Source organism: Pseudoalteromonas luteoviolacea NCIMB 1942 (assembly GCF_001625595.1).
GTDB classification, from domain to species: Bacteria; Pseudomonadota; Gammaproteobacteria; order Enterobacterales; family Alteromonadaceae; genus Pseudoalteromonas; species Pseudoalteromonas luteoviolacea_A.
The window spans coordinates 85,270-96,733 of record NZ_AUXT01000147.1 but is presented as its reverse complement, the minus strand read 5'-3'; the positions used below and the strand labels follow the sequence as shown (position 1 = coordinate 96,733).

Below are 11,464 nucleotides of genomic sequence, written 5' to 3'. Positions count from 1 at the left end.
TGAAGTGACTTAATATTTAATAAAATTGGTATCATTTCACCTTGCGCAAAGCAAATGAACTCGCTTCGCTCACGGTCATTAACACTTGGCACTGAAAAGCTGGGTCCCTTCGCGCATCCATACGCTCACTCCGTTCGTTGTCATTAACCTTCTACACCATACGTGTAGGTAGTAGATTCGGTTGGCCTATAGCCATTTACAACTCCTATTTAAGATATGCAATCATCTAGAGGCGACTATTTAATTAGAAACAATACCCTTACTATCATTATGTATTCTATGGGCAATTTATATGAGACTATCATGAGTGGAAGGTGTATTCGCAAACAATCTTAGGGGGCTAGGTGAATCGATTTAACGAAATATACGAGAGAGCATGTGAGCGCAAAGGTGGTGAATCTAATCTACGCATTTTGTTAAATAAACCTCAAAGTGAGGGGGTATTGTCGAGCTATGGCGATGATGCTTGGCTAGAAGAGTTCACTCGGAAAATTTTTCAGTCTGGTTTTTATTGGTCTGTCGTCAATTCTAAATGGGAAGGATTTAGAGAAGTATTTTGGGACTTCTCCATAGAAAAGCTGCTTTATATGTCCCCCGATATGTATGAGCAAAGATCACAAGATGAACGTATCATTCGTAATTTCAAGAAAGTACAAAGTATTGCGATAAATTGTCATATGATTTATGAAATCCAGCAAGAACATGGATCATTCAGTGAGTTAGTTGCGCGCTGGCCAAGTAGCAATATCATTGATTTATGGCTTATGCTTAAAAAGAAAGGCAATCGGTTGGGGGGTAATACTGGACCATTTGCATTAAGGGCATTGGGCAAAGACACTTTCTTATTGACCAAAGATGTTGAAGCTTATCTACGCGCCAATAAGCTGATCGATGGTGGTTTACAAAGTTTAAAGTCATTGAAGGCTGCTCAAGGGCACTTCAATGAATTACAAGAATCAAGCGGGCTGTCATTGGCAGCCATTAGCCAGATAATCGCATTTAGCTTTGGTGATAATGCAATTCAGAGTATCTAAAGTATGTTTTATTCTCGTTATAAAAAATTAGGTGAAGAGTTCGCTGTTCCGACAGATCCAAATATATTTAAGCAATCAGAGTTGCTGTTACTCAACGAGCAGCTTAATGAAGGCACTGGGCTCAAATGGCAAACTGCAGAAATATTGGAATATTTGTCAGGCCAAGCTTCTTTACCCGATAGTGAGAGTGTGAGTTTAGCCTATTCAGGTCATCAATTTGGCCATTTTAACCCTTTACTAGGTGACGGACGCGCTCACTTGATAGGCGCATTTACAGGAAAAGACGGGGTCGCTTACGATATCCAGTTAAAAGGCTCTGGAGCTACCTCCTTTTCTCGTGGAGGAGATGGCCTATGTGTATTAGGGCCTGCCGTTCGAGAGTTTATAATGAGCCAAGCTATGCATAGCTTGGGTGTCCCTACGACCCACTGTTTAGCTGTTTTATCGACTGGCCAAACAGTATATCGACAAGGACATGTACCAGGAGCAGTTGTGGCGCGAATTGCTCGCAGTCATGTGCGAGTCGGTTCTTTTCAACTATTGGCACTTAGACAAGATTCTGAAGGTATGTCTGAGCTTCTTGAGTTATGTATCAATGATAGTTTTGAAGATATTACCGAGCAGGGCGAAGAGCGCGTATTTGCCTTTTTAAATCGAGTTTGCCAAGCACAATGTGCGCTGATGCTGAAATGGCTACAAGTTGGTTTTATACATGGTGTCATGAATACAGACAACACTTTAGTTAATGGTGAGACAATTGATTATGGACCATGTGCAATGATGGAAGGCTTTTCTTTTGCTCGGGTCTTTAGCTCTATTGACTCGCAAGGACGATACGCGTTTGGTCAACAGCCAAATATAGCGAGTTGGAATTGCGCGCGATTAGCTGAGTCTCTATTACTGCTTTGCGAAAACGAAGAAGATGCGATTGACCGCTTTTCAAAAAGCTTGGCAGACTTTTCAGAAGCATTTAACCAAGGCTATCGTCAATTATGGCAAAACAAGCTTGGTCTACTGGACTGGCATGATGAAGATCAAAGTTTGATTAATGAGTTGCTAGAATTAATGACGAAGCACCAACTAGATTATACAAATACGTTTGCTGGGCTTACAGCCCACACAATGAATACACTGCAGGAGCAATATCCATTGGCCGACGAACTAGATGCTTGGTTAAGCAAATGGTCAGCGCGCACAGAGCAATATTCTACAGATACCATGATTAATATAATGAAAACGGTGAATCCGGCGTTGATCCCACGAAATGAGTTAGTGGAAGAAATCATCGGTGACTACTACCGTGACGGTAAAAGTGAGCAGTTGGAGGATTGGCTTATTGCACTGAAATCACCTTATGAATATCGGAGTTTCCCACACAAGTGGCTAACCCCTCAATCCAGCACGACACAATATCAAACATTCTGTGGTACTTAATTTTTGAGAGAATATATGACGGGACCATTAACTTGGAAGGAAATACAGAGACAGGTACTAGCGCATAGGAAGCCATTGATTCTAGCGCATATCATAGCGCTTCTGGCTGCGCTAGTCAGTGTGCCGATCCCTTTAATGATGCCTTTGCTGGTCGATGAGGTGTTGCTAAATAAACCTGGCATTGCTGTAGACTTCATGAATCGATTGCTGCCATCTGATTGGCACGGTCCAACTGGATATATCCTTGCAATCTTAATTGCAGTAATGCTAATGCGTATTGGGGCACTGTTGTTGGGGGTGGCACAGTCTCGGCAATTTACGATTATCGGTAAGGATGTCTCACTACAGATAAGAGAGCGACTGCTCAATCACTTGTCTCGTGTTCAGTTGAGGGAATTTGAAACCCAAGGTGGTGCAGCAATTAGTTCTAGGTGTGTCACTGATATTGAGACTTTGGATGGTTTTATTAGTCAAACAATGTCGCGATTCTTGATTGGACTGTTGACCATTATTGGCACCGCTATTGTGCTACTGTGGATTGATTTAACACTCGGTCTAATTATTCTTACGCTTAATCCTGCAGTTATCTACTTTTCGCGACAATTTGGTAACCAAGTCAAGCATCTAACTAAAAAGAAAAATAGCGCATTTGAGGCGTTTCAAGCAGCGCTTGTTGAGACCCTTGATGCAATCGCGCAATTGAAAGCGATGCGTAGAGAGCAAGGTTATTTCGAAAATGTAATGGGGGCAGCCAAAGATCTTCGCTATTATTCCGTGCAATCTCAATGGAAAACCGATGCTGTAAATAGATTGAGCTTTACCGTATTTCTGCTGGGGTTTGAAATATTTCGGGCCATAGCTATGTTAATGGTGGTATTTTCTGGATTGACCGTAGGGCAAATCTTTGCGGTTTTTGGCTACCTCTGGTTTATGATGGGACCTGTACAAGAGATTTTAAGTATTCAATATTCTTACTACAGTGCATCCGGCGCACTACAACGCCTCAATCAAGTTTTGGATTATGAAACTGAGCCCCATAGCCAACAATCAAAAACTCAAGCATTTGAGGCCCCTCAAGTTGGTATTGAATTTGAAAATGTGAGCTTTGCCTACAACGATGGTCAACAGATACTGAGTAATGTCAGCATGTCTATTCCTCAGGGTAAAAAAGTTGCATTAGTCGCTGTATCGGGTGGTGGAAAGTCTACACTAGTGCAGCTGCTATTGGGCTTATATCAGAAGTCGCAAGGCAATATTTTGGTAAATGGAGTGTCAGTTGATGAAATTGGCTATGACCATATTCGTGAGCATGTGGTGACCGTATTACAGCAACCTATACTTTTTAATGCCACGATACGAGAAAACTTAAGCCTTGGCCGTGATTGCACTGACGAGCAGCTATGGCATGCATTAGAAATTGCAGAACTCGCGAGTAGCGTGAAAGATATGGTGGGGCAGCTAGAGGCAGTGGTTGGACGCAATGGGGTAAGGTTGTCAGGAGGTCAAAAACAACGTCTAGCAATTGCGAGAATGGTTGCTGCGAACCCTAAAGTGGTGATCTTAGACGAAGCTACGTCAGCATTAGATGTAGAGACTGAAGCGCGCATACATAAGAACCTCAATCAGTTTCTACAGGGTCGAACTACTTTGATAATTGCACATCGCCTCAGTGCGATTCGACAGGCAGATATTATCTATGTATTAGATGATGGCAGGGTCACTCAATCAGGAGATCATAGGACTTTAGTAGAAGAAGACGGTTTGTATCAAGTATTATTCGGCCACCAAGGGTAGAAATATAATTAAAAATACCTATCTTGTGTTAAGTAATTATTAAGTCATCGACTACTATTATGTGGGCATCAAATTAGAAAAGTCTAAATTTTAGAGGGAATAAACATGAAACTTAAGATGCTAAGCATAGTTGTAGCGATGGCTACGGTATCTTCATTACAAGCGAGTGAAATTGAAGAAGGTGTTTACTTAGGCGTATTCGGTGATTACTACGATGCAAGCTGGGAAAACATCAGAGGTGTTGGAAATGGCGGTGTTGGCATCGATAACTCCACTGGCTGGGGTGCAGAGCTGGGCTATCGTTTCAATAAGTATTGGAGTGCGCGTATTGAGTATGCAGATCTCGACTTTGACCTTGAAGGCGCTGGAAGTGGCTCTGTAGATGGTGATCGTCTAGGTATTGATGGTCTATACCATTTTGATGGTGGTCCATTTTATGCGCTAGCAGGTCTAAAATCGATTGACGTATTTGACAGCAATTTATTTGCCAACGCAGGTGTTGGTTATCGCCATCATTTCACAGAAAATTTTGCTGCTAACTTTGAAACTGCTATCTACCAAGGCCTTGAGCGAGGCTATACGGATGTGGGTGCCAAATTAGGTATTAATTACATGTTTGGTGGCTCTAAAAGTAGCGCTAAAAAAGTCGAGCCAGCGCCACAACCTGCGCCGCAGCCAGCTGTAGTTGCAGCACCTAAAGACAGTGATAAAGATGGTGTTTTAGATAAAAATGACAGTTGTGCTAATACCCCAATGAGTGATGCGGTTGATTCAATGGGCTGCAGTTTATATGAAGACATAGAGATAACTGTTAGTTTGTTGGTTAGGTTCCCTAATAACAATTCACAAGTATCTCAGCAATACCTAAATGATATTAGTGCGGTTGTCGAATTCTTAAATGCGCACCCAGAAACGACTGTAGTGTTAGAAGGTCACACATCTAGCTTGGGTAAAGCTGATTACAACATGTGGCTTTCGAAAAAGCGTGCAGATGCTGTTTCTAAGCAATTGATTAAAAAGGGAATTGATGTATCACGTATTTCGACAGTGGGTTATGGTGAAGAGCGCTTACTGGATAGCAGTAATACACAAGAAGCACATACAGTGAATCGCCGAGTTGAGGCAAAAGTGATTTCAGCTGAACGAGTTAAAGTTAAACGCTAATCCTTGATTGCAGGCCGAGCTCGCGCAGTGGGCTCGGCAACAACTACATAAATAACAACAAACATTCATAAGTCTTTAAAATATCTATTTTTTGTATTCATACAGCTTATAGTGGATATTCCCTCCAATCCAACTTGCAAGATCTTCACCTAAAAATAAAGCCCTTTTAATCAAATTGCCAGATTAAAAGATAAGCAATTATAAATCTAAATACTAAAATGCTTATTAAAATACGTCACCAAGAGGATTTTATTGTGCTTCAAGAGTATCGTAACCATGTAGAAGAACGTGCGGCTCAAGAATAGTCCCCAGCCGCTGGACACACAGAAAACTGCGGAGTTAGTTGAGCTTGTAAAGACGCCCCGAGCAGGAGAGTTTATACTAGATCTGCTGGTCAACAGGGTACCTCCAGGGGGTGATGATGCAGCCTACGTCAAAGCTAGTTTCCTAGCATCTGTGGCGAAAGAGGATACCACTTAGCCACTTATCTCAAAAGTGTATGCAGCAGAGTTGTTACGCACCATGTTAGGTGGCTACAACATTGCACCAATGATCGAATTACTAGGCGACGAACAGTTAGCACCTATTGTGGCCAAAGGGTTGTCGCATACACTATTAATGTTCGACGCTTTTTATGACGTTGAAGAAAAAGCGTAGAATGGCAATCAATTTGTGAAGCAAGTTATAACTTCTTGGGCAAACGCTGAGTGGTTCACCGAAAAACCTGCAGTACCTGAAAAAATTTCAGTCGCTGTATTTAAAGTAACTGGTAAAACCAATACCGACGACCTCTCTCCTGCTCCTGATGCTTGGTCACGTCCTGATATTCCGTTGCATGCCTTGGTGATGTTGAAGAATGAAAGAGAGGGTATTATTCCAGAGAAGCATGGCGAGATAGGCCCAATATATCAACTAGAAGCCTTAAAAAAGAAAGGCCTGCCGCTAGCTTATGTGGGTGATGTCGTTGGTACCGGTTCATCTCGAAAATCAGCAACGAACTCAGTGCTTTGGTTTACGGGGAATGATATTCCTCATGTACCAAATAAGCGTGTTGGTGGGGTGTGTTTAGGTGGGGAAATTGCACCAATTTTCTTTAATACAATGGAAGACTCTGGTGCATTACCCATCGAATTGCCAGTCGAGAATTTGGTAATGGGTGACCAAATCGATATTTATCCCTATGAAGGAGTGATTAAACGCCATGACACAGAAGTGGTGGTTTCTGAGTTTACAGTTAAGTCTGAAGTGATTTTAGATGAGGTACAAGCGGGAGGACGGATCTAGCTGATTATAGGTCGCTGATTAACGGATAAGGCGCGTGCCTCTTTAGGTTTTGACCAGGAGACGATTTTCCGTAAGCCTGTTCAGGCAAACGATACAGGGAAAGGCTTTACACTTGCGCAGAAGATGGTCGGTAAAGCATGTGGAGTAGAAGGCGTACGCCCAGACCCGTACTGTGAGCCCAAGATGACAACTGTGGGCTCGCAAGATACAACCGGCCCGATGACTCGAGACGAACTTAAAGATCTGGCATGTTTAGGCTTTTCTGCTGATTTGACCATGCAGCCATTCTGCAGTACGTCAGCTTATCCAAAGCCAAACGAAGTTAATACACATCACACACTCCCTGATTTTATGATGAATCGCGGTGGCGTATCTTTACGCCCAGGAGATGGTGTGATCCACTCTTAGTTAAACCGAATGCTGTTACTGGACATTGTTGGCACTGGTGGGGACTCACATACGCATTTCCCTTTGGGGGCTTCATTTCCAGCAGGCTCTGGGACCGTGGCTTTTGCTGCGGCAACGGGGGTGATGCCGCTTGATACGCTTGAGTCCATTATGGTTCGCTTTAAGGGTGATATGCAGCCAGGGATCACATTACGAGATTTGGTACATGCATTCCCTTATTATGCCATTCAGCAGGGCCTTCTAACAGTTGAAAAAAAGGTAAAGTAAATGAATTTTCTGGCCGTATCTTAGAGATAGAAGGTGTTGAGCATTTAACGGTAGAACAAGCTTTTGAACCCTTAGATGCATCGGCAGAGCGCTCGGCACCAGGCTGCACAGTGAAGTTATCACGGTCTTCAATAGAGGAATATTTAAACTCAAACATTATGATGCTCAAGTGGATGATTTCCGAGGGGTATGGTGATGTACGTACAATAGAACGTCGAATTTCTAAAATGGAAGCTGGCTAGTAACTCCAGAATTGATAGTAGCGGACAAAAATGCAGAGTATGCACATATCATTGATATTGATCTAAGTGAAATCAAGGAACCCATTCTATGTGCGCCAAGCGATCCTGATGATGCTTGACTACTTTCAACGGTACAGGGCGAAGCGATCAATGAGGTATTTATCGGTTCTTGTATGACCAATATTGGGCACTTTAGAGCCGCAGGCAAGCTGTTAGATGGATTTAAAGGACAATTACTCACGCGTATGTGGATAGCACCACCAACAAAAATGGACCGAGACCAATTAACCGATGAAGGGTATTACGGTATTTATGGTCGTGTAGGTGCGCGCATTGAAACACCGGGGTGTTCGCTCTGTATGGGTAACCAAGCCCGTGTCGCGGATCTAGCCACAGTCGTACGAAACTTCCCTAATCGTCTAGGTACGGGCGCAAACGTGTTTTTAGCATCCGCTGAACTTGCTGCAATCCTGGGCGTCTACCTTCACCAGATGGATACCAAGAATATGCCACCAAGATCAATGCGACAGCGACTGACACTTACCGTTATGTGAATTTCCATCACATGCCTCAATATACGAAAAAGGCAGAAAGTGTCATTATTCAGCAAGCCGTCTAGCCTGTTAAAGTGTAGAGCCAGTCTTGTACTGGCTTTTTAATCGTATTGGCCTTCTAATTTCATTCTATGTAGAAAGAAAGCCACCATATATCACTCCCCTTGCCCTATTCTATGTCCTTGACTATAAAGAGGTCTGTACTAGTGTTTATAAAACAGCCAAATGAGTTGCGTGGACTGCTTTGTAAGGCTTGTATGGCGCTATCTGCTGATCTTATTACATGGGATGGTTGTGCTTACTCCAAGTACCGCTTACATAGGACTTATCAAAGTAACCAATTAGGCTTTTAAGCAAGGGGTAGTATGTGGTGCCTTGCGATACACAATTACCATGTTATCGGGGAAAGGCAATGAAATACACGCTCGCTTTGTTAGGGATTATGGGTAGTTTTAGTACGTCGGCTGCGCCATTACCGTCTTTTAGTGAAATACGTCTTGGCTTTGAGACCATAGATTACAATGAATCTTTGCAAGATGTTGCCGGCTTTGGCCAGTTGTCACAGTCAATATCTGTGACTAACCCTGCGGTGAGGCAGATCTCTTATACCGGAGTGGATGAGGATTGGGGTTTCTACATCGGCAGTGCTGCAACTATTTCAACTGAAATAGACACAGAAACGTGGTCACTCAGAAATTTTGGTGCCATTCAGCAGAATGACTTTAAGGTCAAAGCTAATGAATTGGCCTTTACAGCCGCTTACAATTATCAAAGAGCCATACAGCTGACCTTTGGTATGAAGATCTTTACTTCGAGCTTCACGCGCTCTAACTTCCAATTTGTGAACCCAGGCGCAACAGAGTTTGATAACGCGTTAAAAGCACTACCCAGAGATGAAGGGGATCCTGTTCCACGCTTTGATTTACCCGGGCAAGCAAAGAGTGGCGATGATGTGCTGCAAGATAACCCTGCGTCTTTGGTGCCTGTTATCTCAGTGACCGAAGATCAGATGGGGCTATTGGCAACAGTAGGAGCGCGCTACGATAGCAAGCTTATGCAGCCGAATGAAAAAGTAAGTTGGTATGTTGAGGGAGAGCTGAGCACTCCGGTTTATAGCCGTATTCAAAATACTCAATTTGAGACAACAACGTTAACCGAGAGCTTTAATGGGTGGGGTGTGATGGCTAGAGCGGGCGTTAGGTATCAACTCGTTGAGCATATTGCTGTGATGCTTGGTGTCGATGCTTCTTACAAAGAGCGGGATACGGTAACAGAAGAAGTGAATGATCGTCGTTTGCGCGTACCTGAAATAGAGTATACTAATGTTTCTCTGACCGCTGGATTACAATGGAGTTATTGATGCAGATGAAGTTTGGCATTGTTTTTGGTGCAATGCTTATTGGTACTACAGGATGTAAGACTCTGGACTCGGTACAAAACACTTTGGGCGGCACGTCGCCCTCAGCCGAGCAAATACAAGCTGCTTATAACAGAGCAGAAACTGCTTATTCTGAAGCTCAGCAAGCAATGCATTTGGCAAATGTGGAGTTGCTCGCTGAGTATGATTTAAACAGAATAGATAAGGCGCAAAAAGAGTGGCAAGACCTAAAACACCAGTTTTCGGAATTAAAAGCTAAGCCACACGAAGCTTTAGACAGTGCTTCTTTTTTTTCATCTCAAACAGTCAGCGCTGAAATTATCGAAATGAGCCAAAAAATTTTGGCATTGGTTGGCGGTGCACAAGCGGCAAAAAAATTGATTTTATCAGTATTAGAACCTGTTCGATCGCACTTTGCAGTATTAGACAAATTTGATAGTCAGCAACAGTTCCCAACTCGCTACGACAAGCTACATAAGCATCATAACAAGCTCAAAGTCATGTTAGTGGATGGCAAGCAGCCTGACGTAGAGGCGCAGTTACCAAGCTATCAAGCACAGTTAACGCGTTTGGAAAAGGATGCGGTGAGTTTATATTACCTAGGTCAAGTCAATGCTGAACTAAAGATGATAAGTGCATCAACGAAGGCTCAGGTACTGCCGAGTGTCTACGCTGATGCCAGGAATACTGCGGATTATGCGCAGCAATTTATAAATCTAAATGTGCGCGATTACACGAACATTGAAGACAAAGTCCACTCGGCACAATTGCAGATATTCAGACTAGAGCACTTGTTTGCAGAACATTTAGCGCGTAAACAAGCACTAGATGACAAGCAAGTAGAAGCTCAGTTACTGACTTTAGAAAATCAACTACTGGAATTGACAGAAAAAGCCGGGTTGGGTGATATACGCCACCTTAGTTTTAGCAACCAATTGAAAGCGATCAAAGACACGTTGTGATATAGCACTTTAATGAATAGTTATTTTTGAATAGTGCAATGGCGAGGTGTTTATCTTAGTAATTGCACTTATGGAGTGCTCGGAATAGCGCTGATATGACTTATGAGCCTTTATGGTGATTATTTCTGGCGCTATCACGCTAAGTTACCAAAGTTAAAATAAATGGTATTTTTAATCTAACTTATGTTCTTAATGGGTATATTTATTCTTGTTTTTTGCTAAAAACAAGTTATTCAAAATCAAAATTTCCTACGAAATAGATTAAGATCTCTGCCAATTTCTCATCAAAAGGCGAGAGCAAAAATGACAGCAGTAAACAACCAGAATTTGCTTCAACTTCGTTTTATTCAACAATCTCATATTGATTCGGTAAAGCCATTTTTTTCACGTTTACCCGACAATCCGTATGCCGATGGTGCTTTTCGTAAGCGTCGTTATTCAGTATTAAAGTTTCAAGAAAATACGGTGTCTATTCAGCCAACAAAAGCATTTGTGCAAGATGATTCCATCAACAACTTTCAGGGCAATATAGAGCGTGTGTACGAAAATCTAGAAATCGAGTTGTTGCAAAGCGATGGTTTCAAACACTTGCTGTCTGAATTCAAAGCAATGACAGGTATCGCAGACGACAGTGATATCGAAGTGCATCAGTTCCGTATGTTGGCTATTGAAAGCGATACGCCACCGGCTCCTGAAGGGGTGCATCAAGATGGCTTTGATCACGTTTGTGTATGTGGTGTTTCACACGAGAATATTGCTGGTGGCGAGTTACTTGTGTATGAACATAAAGAAGCTGAGCCTTGTTTCAAAATGGAAATTAAAGACGGCTTGTTTGCACTTGTAAATGACCGTGAAGTTTGGCACAACGCAACACCGATGAATAAGCTAGACTCTGACAAAGTGGGCTACTTAGACTGTTTTGTATTTACGGCTTAATGAGGTC

The 11,464-nt window shown here is 42.6% G+C and carries 7 protein-coding genes and 1 pseudogene; all 8 read left to right on the top strand.

Features of this window, described 5'->3' with window-relative positions:
• Positions 1-344 precede the first annotated feature (344 nt).
• The 8 genes and pseudogenes from N482_RS08860 to N482_RS08825 all read left to right on the top strand — a co-directional run bounded on the left by N482_RS08860 (position 345) and on the right by N482_RS08825 (position 11,457).
• The gene (locus tag N482_RS08860; protein WP_063376693.1) at positions 345-1,034 is read left to right on the top strand and encodes a DNA-3-methyladenine glycosylase I; all 690 of its coding nucleotides are present in this window, start codon (positions 345-347) and stop codon (positions 1,032-1,034) included.
• 3 nt (positions 1,035-1,037) lie between these two features.
• On the top strand, positions 1,038-2,468 hold the full coding sequence (locus N482_RS08855) for a protein adenylyltransferase SelO (protein ID WP_063376692.1): 1,431 nt from the start codon (positions 1,038-1,040) through the stop codon (positions 2,466-2,468).
• A gap of 15 nt (positions 2,469-2,483) precedes the next feature.
• Positions 2,484-4,262 (top strand): ABC transporter ATP-binding protein, encoded by a 1,779-nt coding sequence (locus N482_RS08850; protein WP_063376691.1) that lies wholly within the window; start codon positions 2,484-2,486, stop codon positions 4,260-4,262.
• Positions 4,263-4,367: 105 nt separating this feature from the next.
• The gene (locus tag N482_RS08845; protein WP_063376690.1) at positions 4,368-5,426 is read left to right on the top strand and encodes an OmpA family protein; all 1,059 of its coding nucleotides are present in this window, start codon (positions 4,368-4,370) and stop codon (positions 5,424-5,426) included.
• A 254-nt stretch (positions 5,427-5,680) separates the two neighbouring features.
• Positions 5,681-8,246: pseudogene (acnB, locus tag N482_RS08840) on the top strand (bifunctional aconitate hydratase 2/2-methylisocitrate dehydratase).
• 347 nt (positions 8,247-8,593) lie between these two features.
• On the top strand, positions 8,594-9,541 hold the full coding sequence (locus N482_RS08835; protein ID WP_063376689.1) for an autotransporter outer membrane beta-barrel domain-containing protein: 948 nt from the start codon (positions 8,594-8,596) through the stop codon (positions 9,539-9,541).
• Positions 9,541-10,521: a hypothetical protein gene (locus N482_RS08830; protein ID WP_063376688.1), complete on the top strand. Its 981-nt coding sequence runs from the start codon at positions 9,541-9,543 to the stop codon at positions 10,519-10,521. Before N482_RS08835 ends, N482_RS08830 begins: the two co-directional genes overlap by 1 nt.
• A 303-nt stretch (positions 10,522-10,824) precedes the next feature.
• The gene (locus tag N482_RS08825) at positions 10,825-11,457 is read left to right on the top strand and encodes a 2OG-Fe dioxygenase family protein (protein ID WP_063376687.1); all 633 of its coding nucleotides are present in this window, start codon (positions 10,825-10,827) and stop codon (positions 11,455-11,457) included.
• Positions 11,458-11,464: the final 7 nt, after the last annotated feature.

Excerpts from the sequence above, each read along its gene's own strand:
- N482_RS08835 (WP_063376689.1), top strand. The coding sequence starts at position 8,594 with ATGAAATACACGCTCGCTTTGTTAGGGATTATGGGTAGTTTTAGTACG.
- N482_RS08830 (WP_063376688.1), top strand. The coding sequence starts at position 9,541 with ATGCAGATGAAGTTTGGCATTGTTTTTGGTGCAATGCTTATTGGTACT.
- N482_RS08845 (WP_063376690.1), top strand. The coding sequence starts at position 4,368 with ATGAAACTTAAGATGCTAAGCATAGTTGTAGCGATGGCTACGGTATCT.
- N482_RS08825 (WP_063376687.1), top strand. The coding sequence starts at position 10,825 with ATGACAGCAGTAAACAACCAGAATTTGCTTCAACTTCGTTTTATTCAA.
- N482_RS08850 (WP_063376691.1), top strand. The coding sequence starts at position 2,484 with ATGACGGGACCATTAACTTGGAAGGAAATACAGAGACAGGTACTAGCG.
- N482_RS08855 (WP_063376692.1), top strand. The coding sequence starts at position 1,038 with ATGTTTTATTCTCGTTATAAAAAATTAGGTGAAGAGTTCGCTGTTCCG.